The 16,498-nt window shown below is 67.0% G+C and carries 16 protein-coding genes; 8 read left to right on the top strand and 8 right to left on the bottom strand.

Features of this window, described 5'->3' with window-relative positions; genetic code table 11:
* Positions 1–223 precede the first annotated feature (223 nt).
* Positions 224–1,381, bottom strand: a complete 1,158-nt coding sequence (locus NMD1_RS07020) for an N-acetyltransferase (protein WP_124809870.1) — start codon at positions 1,379–1,381, stop codon at positions 224–226.
* A 147-nt stretch (positions 1,382–1,528) separates the two neighbouring features.
* Here NMD1_RS07020 and NMD1_RS07015 point away from each other — a divergent pair, with 147 nt between their 5' ends.
* Positions 1,529–2,620: a fatty acid desaturase gene (locus NMD1_RS07015; RefSeq protein ID WP_125954203.1), complete on the top strand. Its 1,092-nt coding sequence runs from the start codon at positions 1,529–1,531 to the stop codon at positions 2,618–2,620.
* 45 nt (positions 2,621–2,665) lie between these two features.
* Here NMD1_RS07015 and lptG read toward each other — a convergent pair whose 3' ends face one another.
* Both lptG and lptF read right to left on the bottom strand, forming a co-directional pair.
* Positions 2,666–3,766, bottom strand: coding sequence for an LPS export ABC transporter permease LptG (gene lptG, locus NMD1_RS07010; RefSeq protein WP_125954202.1), 1,101 nt, complete (start codon positions 3,764–3,766; stop codon positions 2,666–2,668).
* Complete coding sequence (gene lptF / locus NMD1_RS07005; RefSeq protein WP_124809873.1) at positions 3,756–4,997, bottom strand: LPS export ABC transporter permease LptF; 1,242 nt, start codon at positions 4,995–4,997, stop codon at positions 3,756–3,758. The genes lptG and lptF overlap by 11 nt, the downstream gene beginning before the upstream one ends.
* 240 nt (positions 4,998–5,237) lie before the next feature.
* Here lptF and NMD1_RS07000 point away from each other — a divergent pair, with 240 nt between their 5' ends.
* Entirely contained in the window at positions 5,238–5,699 is a 462-nt protein-coding gene (locus NMD1_RS07000) for a hypothetical protein (RefSeq protein WP_125954201.1), read from the top strand.
* 19 nt (positions 5,700–5,718) lie between these two features.
* Here the strand turns inward: NMD1_RS07000 and clpS are convergent, their stop codons facing one another.
* Positions 5,719–6,087, bottom strand: a complete 369-nt coding sequence (clpS, locus tag NMD1_RS06995; RefSeq protein ID WP_233497430.1) for an ATP-dependent Clp protease adapter ClpS — start codon at positions 6,085–6,087, stop codon at positions 5,719–5,721.
* Positions 6,088–6,358: 271 nt separating this feature from the next.
* Entirely contained in the window at positions 6,359–6,793 is a 435-nt protein-coding gene (locus NMD1_RS21480) for a phasin family protein (RefSeq protein ID WP_223806668.1), read from the bottom strand.
* On the opposite strand from NMD1_RS21480, the gene NMD1_RS21475 reads away from it, so the two are divergent.
* The gene (locus tag NMD1_RS21475) at positions 6,771–7,409 is read left to right on the top strand and encodes a hypothetical protein (RefSeq protein ID WP_233497394.1); all 639 of its coding nucleotides are present in this window, start codon (positions 6,771–6,773) and stop codon (positions 7,407–7,409) included. The two genes, NMD1_RS21480 and NMD1_RS21475, sit on opposite strands and share 23 nt — an antisense overlap.
* A gap of 81 nt (positions 7,410–7,490) precedes the next feature.
* Here NMD1_RS21475 and NMD1_RS06985 read toward each other — a convergent pair whose 3' ends face one another.
* Positions 7,491–9,380: an alpha/beta hydrolase gene (locus tag NMD1_RS06985; protein ID WP_125954199.1), complete on the bottom strand. Its 1,890-nt coding sequence runs from the start codon at positions 9,378–9,380 to the stop codon at positions 7,491–7,493.
* Between the two features lie 285 nt (positions 9,381–9,665).
* On the opposite strand from NMD1_RS06985, the gene NMD1_RS06980 reads away from it, so the two are divergent.
* Positions 9,666–10,865, top strand: coding sequence for an LL-diaminopimelate aminotransferase (locus tag NMD1_RS06980; RefSeq protein ID WP_124809877.1), 1,200 nt, complete (start codon positions 9,666–9,668; stop codon positions 10,863–10,865).
* Positions 10,866–10,929: 64 nt separating this feature from the next.
* Here the strand turns inward: NMD1_RS06980 and NMD1_RS06975 are convergent, their stop codons facing one another.
* Both NMD1_RS06975 and NMD1_RS06970 read right to left on the bottom strand, forming a co-directional pair.
* On the bottom strand, positions 10,930–11,298 hold the full coding sequence (locus NMD1_RS06975) for a polymer-forming cytoskeletal protein (protein ID WP_125954198.1): 369 nt from the start codon (positions 11,296–11,298) through the stop codon (positions 10,930–10,932).
* A 4-nt stretch (positions 11,299–11,302) separates the two neighbouring features.
* Positions 11,303–12,487 carry a M23 family metallopeptidase gene (locus tag NMD1_RS06970; RefSeq protein ID WP_219730922.1) on the bottom strand — a complete coding sequence of 395 codons (1,185 nt, stop codon included), beginning with the start codon at positions 12,485–12,487 and terminating at the stop codon, positions 11,303–11,305.
* A 264-nt stretch (positions 12,488–12,751) separates the two neighbouring features.
* On the opposite strand from NMD1_RS06970, the gene NMD1_RS06965 reads away from it, so the two are divergent.
* The 4 genes from NMD1_RS06965 (at position 12,752) to rsfS (ending at position 16,479) form a co-directional block, all read left to right on the top strand.
* The gene (locus tag NMD1_RS06965) at positions 12,752–14,029 is read left to right on the top strand and encodes a glutamate-5-semialdehyde dehydrogenase (protein ID WP_125954197.1); all 1,278 of its coding nucleotides are present in this window, start codon (positions 12,752–12,754) and stop codon (positions 14,027–14,029) included.
* Positions 14,030–14,104: 75 nt separating this feature from the next.
* Complete coding sequence (locus NMD1_RS06960) at positions 14,105–15,187, top strand: aldo/keto reductase (protein ID WP_125954196.1); 1,083 nt, start codon at positions 14,105–14,107, stop codon at positions 15,185–15,187.
* A gap of 70 nt (positions 15,188–15,257) precedes the next feature.
* The gene (locus tag NMD1_RS06955) at positions 15,258–15,941 is read left to right on the top strand and encodes a nicotinate-nucleotide adenylyltransferase (RefSeq protein WP_125954290.1); all 684 of its coding nucleotides are present in this window, start codon (positions 15,258–15,260) and stop codon (positions 15,939–15,941) included.
* Positions 15,942–16,071: 130 nt separating this feature from the next.
* Positions 16,072–16,479: a ribosome silencing factor gene (rsfS, locus tag NMD1_RS06950; RefSeq protein ID WP_124809882.1), complete on the top strand. Its 408-nt coding sequence runs from the start codon at positions 16,072–16,074 to the stop codon at positions 16,477–16,479.
* Positions 16,480–16,498 lie beyond the last annotated feature (19 nt).

Genomic DNA, 16,498 nt, shown 5'->3' with positions numbered 1-16,498 from the left:
AATATTTTTCCATGGCCGGGAACCGGCCGTCCGGTCGCGCATTTAGCATTTGTCACTGCCGAGACCCCCCTCCCGTCCAAGCGGCCGTGACACGATCCCTGAAGGCTCTCGCCGGTACCCCCGGCGAGAGCCTTTTTCCTTGATGACATTGTCAGAGCCGGTCCCGGATCGGAAAAACGGGGCCGGAAAACATCCGGCCGGACAAACGGGAGGCGGGCGGCGCTTACAGCGCCTTCTGGTAGATTTCGTATTCCTTGTTCACATGGCTGTCGATCGCGTCGGCAATGGCGATCATTCCCTGGTTGTCGTCCAGGATCCAGCCGATCTCGCCGCGGCTTGCGCCATAGTTGGCCACCGAATTGCGCCGGATGTACTCGATCATCATGAAGGCGAGCTGGCTGGCGAGGCGCGAGGCCTGCAGCCGCTTGCGCACGCCCATCAGCGGCACGCGCATCGTGCGCACCTTGGGCTTTCGCAGCCACAGCAGCAGCTTGATCCAGTTGAACGGGAACAGCTTGCCCTTCATCGGCCGGAGCACTTCGTTGAGATCGGGCAGCGTCATCATGAACGCGACCGGTTCGCCCTCGTATTCGGCGACCATGATCAGATCCTCGCGCACGATCGGCTTGAACTTCTTGCCGGCGTAGGCGATTTCGCGGTCGGTGAAGGGCACGAACCCCCAATTGTCGGACCAGGCATCGTTGAGGATGTCGAGAATCAGCGCTGCCTCGGCATCGAACTTGCTCTTGTCGACATTGCGGATGCGGATCTTCGGATTCTTCTCGCCCGACTGGACGATGCGCTGGATCAGCGGCGGGAACTCCTTCGAAATGTCCAGCTCATAGGTCTTGAGCGTCTTGGCCGGGGTATAGCCCTGCGCCTCGATATAGGTCTGGTAGCGCTTGGGCTGGTGCCCCATCATCACCGTGGGCGGATGATCGTGCCCGCGCGTGAGCTGGCCCGGCTCCTCCCACACCGACATCGACAGCGGCGCCAGCACGCGCGTCATGCCCTTGCCGCGCAGCCAGTCCTCCGCCGTGGCGATCAGCGCGCGGGCGACGTCGCCGTCCTCCGCCTCCAGCAGCCCCCAGTTGCCGATACCCGGCCCCATCCCCTGCTCCGGGTCCATCGCCAGCGCCAGGTGATCGAGGTGCGCCGAGATGCGGCCGACCACGCGACCATCGCGACGGGCCAGGAAGAACTGGACATCGGCGTGGCCAAAGAACGGATTCTTCGCCGGATCGACCAGTTCCAGTGCTTCCATCCGCAGCGGCGGCACCCAGTTCGGGTCGTCCGCGTTGATGCGATAGGCAAGGTCCACGAAAGCCTCGCGCTCCGCCTTGCCGGAAACGGGAGTGATGACTACTTCGCCGTGAGCCACGATCTTGCCTTTGTTTGGGATTAGAGGGTCTTCACCGGCGACCTGCGGTTGGTCCCGGCGACTTGTCAAGCCGGACGGAGCGTGAGAGCCCGGCATCGAATCAGGAACCGGTTCCCAGGCCGGCCAGGGTCACTGTGGAATAAAGACATGATTGCTTCCGACATTCTCGAAACCCCGGCAACCACGCCGTCCGGCGTCGCCAGCGGCCGGAGCCTGGCCGGCACGCCCGACGACAAGGACATGCTGCGCGCCGCCGTGGACCTCACGCGCGATATCGCGACGGCGCGGCCCGGAATCTACTGGCCCGACATGCTGGCTTCGGCCACGCTGGGTTATGCCGCGCTGGCGGGCGCGATCCTGCTGGCCAGCCCCTGGGCCGCGCTGGCCTGCGGCGTGCTCGCGGCGCTGGCGCTCTACCGCGCGCTGCTGTTCATCCACGAACTGACGCACATCCACAAGAACGCGCTGCCGGGCTTCCGGCTGGTGTGGAACCTGCTGGTCGGCATTCCGATGCTGACGCCGTCCTTCATGTACGAAGGCGTCCACACCCTGCACCACGCCCGCACGCGCTATGGCACGGCGGAAGACCCGGAATACCTGCCGCTGGCGCTGATGAAGCCGTGGTCGCTGCCGGTGTTCCTGATCTCGGCGATCCTGCTGCCGCTGGCGCTGCTGATCCGTTCGGGCATTCTGGTGCCGCTGGGCGTGGTCATTCCGCCGTTGCGGACGCTGGTGTGGGAACGCGCCTCGGCGCTGGCGATCAACCCCGCGTTCCGCCGCCGCCCGCCCGAAGGCGATTTCGCGCGGATGGTGTTCTGGCAGGAACTGGGCGCGTCCGCCTGGGCCATCTTCCTGCTCGGTTGGTCGGCCACGCACGGCTGGCGGCCGCTGGCGATCGGCCTGGCGGTGATTTCCGCCACGGCGGTGCTCAACCAGATCCGCACGCTCGTCGCCCACCTGTGGGAGAACGAGGGCGATGCCATGACCGTGACGGGGCAGTATCTCGATTCGGTCAACGTGCCGCCGCCGGCGCTGCTCGCGCCGCTGTGGGCGCCGGTGGGCCTGCGCTACCACGCGCTGCACCACCTGCTGCCAAGCATGCCCTATCATTCGCTGGGCGAAGCGCACCGGCGGCTGCGCGCGCAGCTGGGCGGGGAATCGACCTACGAACAGGCCAACTATCCGGGGCTGCTGCCGCTGGTCGGCCGATTGGCACGCAGCACCATGGGCGCGCGCTGATTCGTCGGGAAGGGCGCGAACCGTTCGCGCCCGATCCCCCCGGCGCTACTCTTCGGTTCGCACCAGCACCGTTTCGCCGATCAGCAGGAACAGGAAGAACGGCGCCCAGGCCGCGAGCAGCGGCGGGTATCCGCCGAAGTTCCCCATGGCGAGCGCGGCATTGTCCACCACGAAATAGGCGAAGCCCAGCGCCATGCCGCCGATCGCGCGGATGAACAGGTGGCCCGAACGGGCCAGCCCGAACGCCGCCGTGGCGCCCAGCAACGGCATCAGCAGGGCTGAAAGCGGCCCGCTGAACTTGTGCCACCACTTGCCGTCGATCTCGCCCGTGCGGAATCCGGCGGCGCGGATCGCCTCGATCGAGCGCGACAGGTGCGTGACCGATTCGCCATCGGCATCGACGTTCTTGATCACCACCTGCACCGGCTCGACGCTCTGGGCATAGACCTGCGGCCCGGGCAGGTCGGTCTGCCGCGCGCTCTGCACGTCGAAGGCTGTCGGCCGGTCGAACCGCCAACCCGGCCTGGCATAACTCGCCGAAGGCGCGGCCACGATCTCGGTCACCATGCCGGTCGGATCGCGGCGATACCAGCTCACGTCGCTCATGCGGATCGCGGCGCCTTCGCCGGTCACCGAGCGCGCGAACAGGATGTTCTGCCCGTCCTGCAGCCACACGTTGGTCTTGACCCCGCTATCCACGGGGATCGGGCCGTAGTCCGCCGCTTCCCACGCCTTCAGCGTGGCGGTGGAGCGCGCCACGACCCGTTCGTTGAACGCGAAGGTCACCAGCGATGTCACCGCCGCCACCAGAAACAGCGGCGCCAGCACCTGATGGGCGGAAAGGCCGGACGCCTTCATCGCGATGACCTCGCTGTTCTGGTTCAGCGTCATCAGCGTGATGATCGTGGCGAGTAGCACCGAATAGGGCAGGAAGCGGCTGACCAGTTGCGGAAAGCGCAGGCTGACGTAGGTCAGCAACTGGGCCTGACCGTTGCCGGGCGCGGCCAGGATCGATCCGCTTTCGCTGAGCAGGTCCAGCATCTGCAGCACCAGAACCAGCATCAGCAGCACCGCCACGATCCGCACCGCGAACATCTTGGCGATGTAGAACGTCATCGTCCGCGACGGAAAGAACTCAAACTGCACCGGTGGTCTCCGCGTCGCTTGCCGCCGGCGTGGCGCGTTCGTGGCGCTGCGCGAACAGCTTGCCCACCGCGCCGGCCAGCTTGGCGAAGCCGCGCTCCAGCGCGCCGATCGGCTGACCGCCCGGCACATAGGCCAGCCGCCAGTACATCCACACGATCAGCGCGGCGAACAGCAGGAACGGCCCCCACAGCGCCAGCGTCGGATCGATTCGGCCCAGGCTGGCGACATCCTGCCCGTACTGGTTCACCTTGTGATAGGCCACGACCATGACAATCGACAGGAACACGCCGAGCGAGGAGGTCGATCGCTTGGGCGGCACCGCCAGCGCCACCGCCAGCAGCGGCAGCAGGACCATCATCACCACTTCCACCAGGCGATAATTCAGGCTGGCCCGGCTCTCGTTGCGCATCTGCTCGGAATACTTGTCGTTCCAGCCGATCTTGAGCAGTTCGGGCAGGAAGTATTCCCGGTCCTCGTTGCCGCGCTGGCGGAACTGCTCGATCTTGGGCAGGTCGATCGGCAGGTCATGGCTGGCGAACGAGAGCACGCGCGGCGAATTGATGCCCTGACCTTCCTGCACGATCTGGCCGTCGGTCAGGCGCAGGATCACCGTGTCCGGGTTCTCGCGGTTGGCGAAGAAGCGCCCCTCGCGCGCCGAAACGACCAGCGTCTGCCCCTTTTCGGTCACGATCCGGGCGAAGATGCCGCGCAGGTCGCGCCCCTCGTCACGGCTCGCGTCCACGCGCAGCGCGGTCTTGTCCTGCAGCGAGTTGAATTCCCCGACCTTGATCGAGGCGCCCAGCGCGCCCGAGCGCAGCTCGAACTGGAGCTGTTCGTAGTAATAGCGCGAAAGCGGCTGAAGATAGCCAACGATCAGCAGGTTCACCCCCGCCAGCACGATCGCGAAGATATAGGGCACGCGCAGCAGCCGCGTGTAGGACAGCCCCACCGCGCGCATCACGTCGAGCTCGGAACTGGTCGCCAGCTTGCGGAAGGCGAACAGGATGCCCAGCATCAGGCCCAGCGGAATCGCCAGGCTGGCGTATTCGGGCAGGAGGTTGGCCAGCATCTTGAACACGACGCTGACCGGTCCACCTTCCGTCGCCACGAAATCGAACAGCTTCAGCATCTTGTCGAGCACAAGCAGCGACGCCGCGATCGCGAACACCGACAGCATCGGCACGATCACGAGCCGGGCAATGTAACGGTCTGTGGCGGTGAGAAATTTCACGTCTGGGGCGATCTTCGTCGTGCAAATCCGGCGGGTCCAGCTTCCCGCATCGCCCCGACTAGCGGGGAAACCGTGCGCGCGAAAGTGGCAATCGCGGTGTTACGCTTTGGGAAAAAGGTAACAAGACGGTTGTCAGAGCGAAGCGGCGGCGGAATAACCACGCCGGCCAAAACCGAAATACGGCTGTCACAGCGGCCCGGCAGTCGGGTCATGGGCTTGATCGCGGGGGATGGAAGCGTTGTGAGCCAGGAGGCAACCGGCGCCGTATGGTGGAAGCGGCAACTGGCGCGCAACTGCGCGCAGCCGGACGATCTGCACCTTCTGGCCCGGCAGTGCGAACAACTGCACCCCGATGAACAGCATATCGGGTTCGAACAGGTGCTGCGCCTGCTCGCCGACGCGGGCCTCGCCCCGGGAAAGGCGGCGCCAGGCAAAGCGGCTCCCGGGCTGGCCAGCGCGGATCCGGTGATGCTGTGGGTCAGCCTGCTGGCGGATTCGGGGGCCTATGAAAGCGCGGCGATGGCCATCATGCCGTCCGACGCGGTCTATTCCGGCGGGCGTCGGGCCGATGGCCTGCATAGCGCGCAAGTGACCCTGCCGGGCGGGGCCGCCGCCGATTCCCGCGCCGCGCGCTCGCAGGCAATGGCCTGGCTGGCCGCCCTGCTTCGCGCGCTGGCGCACGCGATGCTCAAGCGGCACTGAGCGGATTACCCGGTAGGGGTCAGGCCTTTTCCAGCGTGCATTGCAGCGGGTGCTGGTTCTGCCGGGCGAAATCCATCACCTGGTTCACCTTGGTCTCGGCAATTTCGTAGGGGTACACGCCGCACACGCCCACGCCTTTCTGGTGAACGTGCAGCATGACCCGGGTCGCCTGTTCCAGATCCATGTGGAAGAAGCGCTTGAGCACCATCACCACGAATTCCATCGGCGTGTAATCGTCGTTGAGCATCAGCACCTTGAACATGCTGGGCTTCTTGGGCCGTGCGCGGGTCTTGGTGGCGATGCCCACCACATCGTCGCCATCGGTGCCGTGATCGCCGTCCCCGTCTTCACCGGGGCCGTCACGTACGATCAGATTGTGGTGCGACATGGCAAAGGCGCGCGCGCCGCCGCAGGGGACTGCGGCCGGGCCGGGCCGGCTTCCGGAAATCGAGACGGGGTCAAAGGCCATTGCAGTCCGAATATCGCATCGCGATGCCCCGGCGACAAGGGGGGCACCCCCCGCTCATGCGCGAAAGAGGTTGCCGGGGGGTAAATGGCGCGACCGGCCGAAAACGCGAACGGACCGGCCGATCGCTCGGTCCGGTCCGTCACGGGAGAATTCGGTGCGGCGCGCGCAAGCACACGCCGCGAACCCGAAATCAGGCAGCCTTCTTCACCTTTTCGACCGCGAGCGAAACGCGGGTCGAGATCGGCTGGAACGCTTCGTTGGCGAGCTTGAGGAACGCTTCGCTGTTCTTCGAGCTGGTGGCGACGACCGCGTCGAACTGCTTGCGCAGCAGCGCGCTCTGCTTTTCGAAGAACTCGGTGGGCGACTTGGCCGACGCCAGCTCCTTGATGTCGGCCGACATCGTTTCGAACGAAGCCTTGCCTTCGCTGACGTAGCCCTTGCCGAGTTCCTGCAGGCCCGAAGCGAGGATCTTGCCCGATTCGACCAGCGCTTCGACGTTGCCCTTGGCGAACTCGCCGGCTTCGCCGAACGCGCCCTGGCTCTTTTCGAAAGCGGCCTTGGCCTTCTCGGCGGCGTCCTTGAACGTGGTCTGCAGCTTGTCGGTGAATTCGGTGGTGGTAGCCATGATGAAAAGTTCCTTCCTGGGGGCCGGCGCGGCGGCGGCGGCGGGTTTCACGCTGGTCCGTACCGGCGCGGACTTTGCCGCAACCGGTTTGATGGCGGCGGGCTTGGCGGTGGCGGTCTTGACAGTGACAGGCCTGGTTGCCTTGACGACCGGTGCCTTTGCGACGGGCGTCTTGATCGCCGGGGACTTCACCGGCATGGCTTTTACAGGCTTGGCAGCCGCTACCGGCTTCGGCGAAACCGAAGCCTCTGGCGCTTTGGTGGTCTTCGGGGCCGGTTTGGCCTTCTGGACCGGTGCCGGGGCTGCCGGGGCGGGCTTTTCCGCCTTCGGCGCCGCGACCAGCGCTGCCTTTGCCGCATCCTTGCGTGGGCGACCGGCCTTCCTCTTGGTGGGAACGGGTTCGGTCACCACGGTCGTCTCTGCCACCGGCGCTTCGGGAGCGGCCGTTGCCTTATCGTCTACAACGACGGGCGCTTCCACCGGAACGGAAACCGTTTCGGCAGAGGTGGTGACGGTGCTGTCCTTCACTTCGTCGGTCATGACCGAGGCGACTCCTGCTATGCGCAAAAAAGCCGGAGCCTGTGGCGCCGACGGCTTTGCTGCAATGCACAAATAAGCATCGCATGCGCGAAGTCAAGGATTTTTGTGCAGTGCACAATATCCGGAATGACAGCAATTGCGAGGGCTTTCCGCCCGGTCAGCGGGCCTTCACATAGCTGCCAGGCGCGTCGCCGAACACTTTATCGCCACGCCCGCCGGGTACCCGCCGGCCCTTGGCGGGAACGCGCGTATCGTCATGGGCGACGATCCAGGAAATCCAGTCGGGCCACCAGCTTCCCCTGGTTTCGCGCGCGCCGGCGACGAACTCTTCGAGCGTCGCCGGGGCGTCGTCGTTGAGCCAGTACTGGTACTTGCCCGAGGATGGCGGATTGACCACGCCGGCGATGTGCCCCGATCCGGCGAGAACGAACTTCCACGGACCGGAAACGTGCCGGGTCAGCTTCCACACGCTTTCCGCGGGCGCGATATGATCCTCGCGCCCCGCCTGGATATAGAGCGGCGTGGCGATGCGGTGCAGGTCGATCGGAGTGCCGTCGATCACGAGCGAATCCGGCACGACCAGCCGGTTGTCGCGATAGAGCTCGGTCAGATAGGCCTTCTGCCACTTGAACGGCAGGTTGGTGGTGTCGCCGTTCCAGTGGAGCAGGTCGAACGCCGGGTATTCCTCGCCCAGCAGGTAGTTGTTGACCACGTAGCTCCAGATCAGGTCCCGCCCACGCAGCATGTTGAACGTCGCCGCCATGTAGCGCCCGTCGAGGAAGCCGTCGGTCGCCAGGCTTTCGAGCAACTGGAGCTGCTGGTCGTCGATGAAGTTCTTGAGGTCACCCGCCTTCTCGAAATCGACCTGGGCGGTGAAGAACGTGGCCGATGCCACCTTGTCCGCCTCGCCGCGCCGGGCCAGGAACGCCAGCGTCGCCGCCAGCGTCGTGCCCGCCACGCAATAGCCGATGGCATGGACCGCCGGCACCTTCAGCCGCGCGCGCACCACGTCGATCGCTTCCACCTGCGCGCGGATGTAATCGCCCCACAGCACCTCGGCCATCGCGGCATCGGCCGATTTCCACGAGACGATGAACACCGACAGCCCCTGTTCGACCGCCCAGCGGATGAAGCTTTTCTGCGGGTTGAGATCGAGGATGTAGAACCGGTTGATCCACGGCGGAAAGATCACCAGCGGCACCGCCAGCACGTTCTCGGTGGTCGGGCTGTACTGGATCAGCTGGAACAGCGGGGTTTCGTGCACGACCTTGCCCGGCGTCGTCGCCAGGTTGCGCCCCAGCTCGAACGCGTCGGGATCGGTATGGGTCAACTGGCCCTTGCGCAGGTCGGTCAGCAGGTGTTCCACGCCCTTGACCAGATTCTCGCCCTGCGTTTCCAGCGTCCGCTCGATCACCATCGGGTTGGTCAGCGGGAAGTTGGCCGGCGACAGCGCGTCGGTAACGACACGGGTCAGGAACCGGATCTGCTCGTGCCGTTCGGGGGACACCCCGGAAAGATCGTTCGCCAGCGCGTTGATCCGCTCGGCCAGCAGCAGATAGGTCTGGTGGATCAGCGCGAACACCGGCTGTTCGCGCCAGCGTGGATCGCCAAAGCGGCGGTCCTTGCGCGGCAGTTCCGGCGCCTCGCCCTTCCGCGTCGTGAAGCCGCTGCCGTATTGTTCCAGAATCGCGTTCCACAGCGCGATGCTGTCTTCCACCAGCTTCGCCTGCGTGTCGGGATTGGCCAGCGGCAGGGCACCGGCGATCTCGGCCAGCCACTTGTTCCACTTCGCCTGCCAGCCGTCCGTGCCGCCGGCACGCGCCAGCAGCGATTCGCCTTGCCCCACCTGTTCGGCGCCGAAATCCAGCCACATCTTCTGGAGCTTGGCGGCGGACATCGCCCAGTGCTGGAGGTCCATCGGATCGGGAACGCGGGCGCCGGCGGTCGGCAGGAACGGCGCGAACAGCGCCTGCACCGCCTCTCCCTGCTGGCGGAACAGATCCTCGATTACGGCGGCATCGGTGGTCTTGTCCTGCACCATTCGCATTCCTTCCCGCTTCCTCGCCAGGCCAGCCAAGCACGCCGGCCGGTTCGCCCCTGCCACCCGTACCGATCTATACACCGCCCGCCGCCACCGTGAAGACTGTCGCTCCACCCGCGCCTTCCGCGATCGTCCACTCCGGATCAATCCGGAGCAGCCTTGCCGCCTCGGCCCCCGCCCCTGCGCCGCCATACCCTGCGGCAATGGCGGCACTTGGGTTTCCACCCGCGCCGGATTGGCGTAAGGGCCGGGAAGCGGCAATTCCGCCGCGCCATCAAGAGTATCCCACCCGTGGACGAAGAATTCTACCGCATGAAGCGCCTGCCGCCCTACGTCATCGCCGAAGTCAACGGCATGCGGGCAGCAGCACGCGCCGCCGGTAGGGACATCATCGACCTGGGCATGGGCAACCCCGATCTGCCGCCGCCCAGCCACGTGATCGACAAGCTGTGCGAAGTCGCGCAGAAGCCCGATGCGCACGGCTATTCGGCCTCTTCGGGCATTCCCGGCGTGCGCAAGGCGCAGGCGAACTATTACGGCCGCCGCTTCAACGTCGATCTCGATCCGGAAACGGAAGTGGTCATGACGATGGGGTCCAAGGAAGGTCTCGCCAGCCTGGCCACCGCGATCACCGCGCCCGGCGATGTCGTGCTCGCACCCAACCCCAGCTACCCGATCCACACCTTCGGCTTCATCATCGCCGGGGCCACGATCCGCTCGGTCCCGACGACGCCCGACGAACGCTATTGGGATTCGCTCGACCGGGCGATGAAGTATTCGGTCCCGCGCCCTTCGATCCTGATCGTGAACTACCCGTCGAACCCCACGGCGGAGACGGTCGACCTCGCGTTCTACGAACGGCTGGTCGCCTGGGCGAAGGAGAACAAGGTCTGGATCCTGTCCGACCTCGCCTATTCGGAACTCTATTACGACGGCAATCCCACGCGCTCGATCCTCGAAGTGCCCGGCGCCAAGGACGTGGCGGTGGAATTCACCTCGATGTCCAAGACATTCTCGATGGCGGGCTGGCGCGTCGGCTTCGCCGTGGGCAACGCGCGCCTGATCGCCGCGCTGAAGCGGGTGAAGTCCTATCTCGATTACGGCGCGTTCACGCCGATCCAGGCCGCCGCCTGCGCCGCGCTCAACGGACCGCAGGATATCGTCGAGAAGAACCGCCAGCTCTACCAGAAGCGGCGCGACGTGATGGTCGAGGCGTTCGGCCGCGCCGGGTGGGAAATCCCCAGCCCGCGCGCGTCGATGTTCGCCTGGGCGCCGCTGCCGCCGGCGCTCAACCACCTCGGCAGCCTTGAATTCTCCAAGCAGCTGCTGACCCATGCCGAAGTCGCGGTCGCGCCCGGCGTCGGCTATGGCGAGGATGGCGAGGGCTTCGTGCGCATCGCGATGGTCGAGAACGAGCAGCGGCTGCGCCAGGCCGCGCGCAACATCAAGCGCTACCTGACCAGCATGGGCGTCAACGTCACCGCTGCCTGATATGCCGGCTTTCGATCATCCCGCGTCCGCCTGGACGCAGGGATGATCGGGGACCGAACCAGGATCAGCTGACCAGCGTCAGCGTCGATTCGCCGGCCGGCGCGGCGCGTGGCGCGAAGCGGCCGTCGACCTGCGCGCCCTGCTCGATCGTCAGCGCGTCGTAGCTGACGTCGCCGTGGATGCGCGCGCTGCGCAGGATCACCAGTTCGCCGGCCTCGATCGCACCGTGGACCGTGCCCGAAAGGCGCGCGGTCTGCGCCTTCACCGCGCCTTCGATCACGCTCGCTTCGCCCTGCACCAGCGCGGCGCAGGTGATATCGCCCTTGACCCGCCCGTCGATATGCAGGTCGGCGGTGGCGGCAACGTCGCCCGTGACGACAAGGTCCGCGCCAAGGACCGAGAACGTCCCGCCCGCGGTATTGCGGCTGGCCATAGTGCTAGCTCCGGTTGCTGGCCGGCTGCCCGGCGCGGCCTTCCTGGAAAACATTCGGTCTTGCCTCCAGAAACGGGCGCGGATTGACCGGCTGGTCGTTGATCCGCACTTCGAAATGCAGGTGGGGGCCGGTGGAACGGCCGGTGCTGCCGATCTGCCCGATGACGGCGCCGGCCGCAACCTTTTCCCCAACGCGCGCGCCGATGCGCGACATGTGGGCGTAGCGGGTCATCAGCCCGTTGCCGTGGCTGACTTCCACGCAATTGCCATAGCCCTGGCGGATACCGGCGAAGCTGACGGTGCCGGCGGCAGCGGCATAGATCGGCGCGCCGATCGGCCCACGGAAATCGAGACCGGCGTGGAACGCCGCGCCGCCGGTGAAGGGATCGCTGCGATAGCCGAAGCCGCTCGAGATATATTCGAGGCTGGCGGGCAGCGTATTGGGAATGCGGGCCAGGCCGTCTTCCAGCCCGCTCATCCGTTCAAGGCTGGCGCCCAGCCGCGCGAAGCGCGGATCGACATCGTTGCCGGGGCCGGTGACCAGGCGGATCAGCGGGCCGCCCTGCGCGCCGCGGTTCGACGCCATGATCATCGAGGGGTTGAGCCCGACGCGGCGAATCGCGGTTTCGGCGCGCGCCGCGCGGGCATCGGCAAAGCGGGTGAGCTTTTCGATGAAGGCCAGCTGGCGCGCCTCGATCCGGGCAAGCCCGGCGGCCTCGGGCAGCTCCATCGAGATCTTCTTCACGGTCTTGCCGGCTTCGGCGCTGCTGTCGCTGACCGTGCCCTTGGGCAGATCGTTGGGCAGCGCGCCGACATGGCTTTCGACCATCTTCTCGATGAAGTCCTGCCGCTTCTGCAGATCATCGGCCACTTCGCCCAGGCCGTTGCGATACTTCGAGACGCGCGTTTCGGCCGAGGCGACGGCGGCTTCGCGCTGGAGCAGCCGTTCACGGTCGCGCGCGTCGAGATAGCGCGAGACCAGCATCGTCACCATCATCGCCAGCCACAGGCCCAGCGCGGCGGCGATGGCGGCGGCCACGATCATCTGAAGCCGGCTTGTTATCCGGATGAAGCGGACTTGGCCCTGCGAACGCATGAAAAACTCGCGTTCGGGAAACCAGCGCTTCAGCCGGGCGACTAGCCCGTCTCTGGCTGTTGCTGACACGTGTGACGACCCCCGGTGCGGCATCTCTGGCTTTTATCTTTGCTGCCCCTGCGGATGCGCCGGAAGGACGCGGCCGATTACCGGTGCGTCCGCCGCAGGTCGAATCCGATCCCCCTTTGCCGGGTTGAATCGTGCGAGTCCTCCGGTGAAGCGTTGGAACCATGTGATTCCGGCAACGAATCGTTTCGATTCGCCGTGCTTCGCGGCCGCGACTCGCCGGGCAATCCGTGGGAGCGCCGCCATGCGATGCGGGCTGACAGCGGCCGGGGCGCGTGGTAGGGCGCGCCCATGTCCAGCCAGCCCCAGATTTCCCCCGATTCCGTGACCGATCTCGTCGAAGGCCTCGCCCGCGCCGGCCGCGTGGCGCAGCGCGTTCTGGCGCGGATGCCGGCACCGGCGAAGGAACAGGCGCTGCGGCTGGCGGCGGCGGCGTTGCGCCGCGCCGAACCGGAAATCCTCGCCGCGAACGCGCGCGATGTCGCCGCGGGCGAAGCGAATGGCCTGTCCGGCGCGCTGCTCGACCGGTTGCGGCTCGATTCGGGCCGGCTCGCGGCCATGGCCGATGCGGTGGAGCAGGTCGCCAGCCTGCCCGATCCGGTGGGCGAGGTGATCGACAGCGCCACGCGGCCCAACGGCATGGTGCTGCAGCGCGTGCGGGTGCCCATCGGCCTGATCGGCATCATTTACGAAAGCCGCCCCAACGTGACGGCGGACGCCGCCGCGCTGTGCGTGCGCTCGGGCAATGCCGTGCTGCTGCGCGGCGGCAGCGAGGCGGTGCATTCCAACCGCGCGATCCACCAGGCGCTGGTCGCCGGGCTGGCCGAGGGCGGCGTGCCCGCCGATGCGGTGCAGCTCCTGCCCACGCAGGACCGCGCGGCCGTGGGCGCTATGCTGACGGCGGCGGGCTTGATCGACATGATCGTGCCGCGCGGGGGCAAGAGCCTGGTCGCGCGCGTCCAGTCCGATGCGCGCGTGCCGGTGCTGGCGCATCTCGACGGGATCAACCACACCTACGTCGATCACGCCGCCGATCCGGCCCGCGCCGCCGCGATCGTGTTCAACGCCAAGCTGCGCCGCACCGGCGTGTGCGGGGCGATGGAAACGCTGCTGATCGATGCGACCTATCCCGATCCGCATGGGCTGATCGCGCCCCTGCTCGATGCCGGTTGCGAATTGCGCGGCGATGCCCGCGCCCGCGCCATCGATCCGCGCATCGGCCCCGCCAGCGCGAACGACTGGGACACCGAATACCTCGACGCGATCTTGGCGGTCGCGGTGGTGGATGGACTGGAGGAGGCGCTGGGCCATATCGCGCGCCATTCCTCGGGCCATACCGACGCGATCGTGACCGAGGACCAGGCCGCCGCCGACCGCTTCCTGTCCGAAGTGGACAGCGCGATCGTGATCCACAACGCTTCCAGCCAGTTCGCCGATGGCGGCGAGTTCGGGCTGGGCGCGGAAATCGGCATCGCGACCGGGCGGCTGCACGCGCGCGGGCCGGTCGCGCTTGAAGGGCTCACCACCTACAAGTGGCTGGTGCGCGGTTCGGGCCAGACCCGGCCCTGATCGCCGCATCCCCCTTCGACAAGCACGCGGCCGGTCGCTAGTTTGGCCGCAAACCCGAAGGCAGAGGATTCTTCCATGCGTACCAACCGTTTCGGCAATACCGGCCTGATCGTTTCCGAGCTGTGCCTCGGCACGATGACGTTCGGCGAATCGCAGGGCCGGTTCGGCCCGATCGCGGGGCTGGATCTGGCGGCGTCGACCGCGCTGGTGCGGCAGGCGATCGACGCGGGCATCAACTTCATCGATACGGCCAACGTCTATTCGGAAGGCCGGTCCGAAGAGATCCTGGGCCAGGCGCTGCGCGATCTGGGCGTGAAGCGGCCCGACGTGGTCGTCGCCACCAAGGCCATGGGCACGATGGGGCCGGGGGCGAACGAGGCCGGCGCCTCGCGCTTCCACCTGTTGCACGAGATCGACGCCAGCCTCGCCCGGCTGGGCATGGACCATGTCGATCTCTACCAGATCCACGGCTGGGATGCGCTGACCCCGATCGAGGAAACCCTGCGTGCGCTGGAGGACATCGTGCGCAGTGGCCGCGCGCGCTATATCGGCGTCAGCAACTGGGCGGCTTGGCAGATCATGAAGGCGCTGGGCATTTCGGAACGGCTGGGCATCGCCTCGTTTGCCTCGCTCCAGGCCTATTATACCGTTGCCGGCCGCGATCTGGAGCGCGAGATCGTGCCGCTGCTGCAAAGCGAGGGGCTGGGCCTGATGGTGTGGAGCCCCCTGGCCGGGGGGCTGCTTTCGGGCAAATACACCCGCGCCACCGACGGCGGCAACAGCGGCCCCAACCAGGGCGAAGGCCGCCGCGCGGTGTTCGATTTCCCGCCGGTGGAACTCGATCGCGCCTATGACCTGATCGAGGCGATGCAGGCCATCGCCGCCGGAAAGACCGTAGCCGGCAAGCCGGCCACGGTGGCGCAGGTGGCGCTCGCCTGGCTGCTCTATCAGCCGGTGGTGACGACGGTGATCGTCGGCGCCAAGCGCGCCGACCAGCTCGCCGACAATATCGCCGCCTGCGAGGTGGAACTGACGGCGGACGAGCTTTCGCGGCTGGATGCACTCTCGGCCCTGCCGCGCGAATATCCCGGCTGGATGTTCGCCATGCAGGGCGCCTATCGCGCCAAGGCGGCTTCGCCCCGGCGCGTGGCGCGCTAGGCAGGCTGGCGGAGCCTTCATCCTGACCGGTCCGATTCCTTCCCCCCGCGTCGGCCTGCCCCGAATCGGCCTGCCCCGCGTCGGTCTTCTGGGCGGCAGCTTCAACCCGGCCCATGGCGGCCACCGCCGCATCAGCCTGTTCGCGCGCGAGGCGCTGGGGCTGGACGAGGTGTGGTGGCTGGTATCGCCGGGCAACGTGCTGAAGCCGGTGAAGGGCATGGCCCCGCTGCCGGCGCGCTATTGTTCGGCGCGGGCGGCGGCCCGCCGCGCGCCGATCCGCGTGACCGCGATCGAGGCGCGGCTGGGCACGCGCTACACCGTCGATACGCTGGCGGCGCTGCATCGACGCTACCCGAAAAAGCGCTTCGTCTGGCTGATGGGGGCCGACAATCTGGCGCAGTTTCACCGCTGGAAGGACTGGCGGCGCATCGCGCGGGAGACGCCGATTGCGGTTATCGCGCGTCCGGGTTATGATGCGCGTGCCTTGGCGAGCCCCGCCATGGCCTGGTTGCGCCGCTGGCGCCGGCGGCCCGGACAGTTGATTGACGGCGCAAAGCGGAGCGCCCCGGCGCTGACGATCCTGCGTTTCGATCCCGATCCCCGTTCGGCCACGGCCATTCGTGCCGCCGATCCGGAATGGTTTCGCCGCTTCGTCGATGCGGAGCCGTTCGATGCCCTCACGCATCGGCCGGTCGTTCCGCAAACCGGCCCATCCACCGGCAACACGCGCTTCGGCGGGGCAGGAAAGCCCTGAGCCGCGGCGCACTTCCCTTGCGGTCGGTTGCCGGGATTCCGGTGGCCCGGCCCGTTTCGGGGGCCGGGCGATTGACCGGTGCCCGCTTCCTTTTCATTGACAATCCAGCCACGGAGACCATCTCACCGCGATGACAACTGTCCAGACCATTCCGGCCCAGGCCGGGGCCGCCACGTCCACCGCCAGCTCGGGCGCCAAGGCCAAGCCAGCGTCGCTGCACGATCTCGTCCTGCAATCGCTCGACGACGATCAGGCGCAGGAAATCGTCTCGATCCCGCTCGAAGGCAAAAGCTCGATCGCCGATTACATGGTGATCGCGTCGGGCCGTTCGACGCGCCAGGTCGCGGCGATGGCCCAGAAGCTGGCCGAACGGATCAAGCAGGGCGGTTACGGCCACGCGCGGCTGGAAGGCCTGCCCGCCGCCGACTGGGTGCTGATCGACGCCGGCGACGTGGTGGTCCACCTGTTCCGCCCGGAAGTGCGCAGCTTCTACAACCTCGAACGCATGTGGGCGTTCGGAGACGCGGGCGCGGCGTAAACTCCCCTCCTCCCGGCGG

This window comes from Novosphingobium sp. MD-1 (assembly GCF_001014975.1).
In the GTDB taxonomy this organism is placed as follows: Bacteria; Pseudomonadota; Alphaproteobacteria; order Sphingomonadales; family Sphingomonadaceae; genus Novosphingobium.
This window is presented reverse-complemented; position numbering and strand designations above follow the sequence as displayed.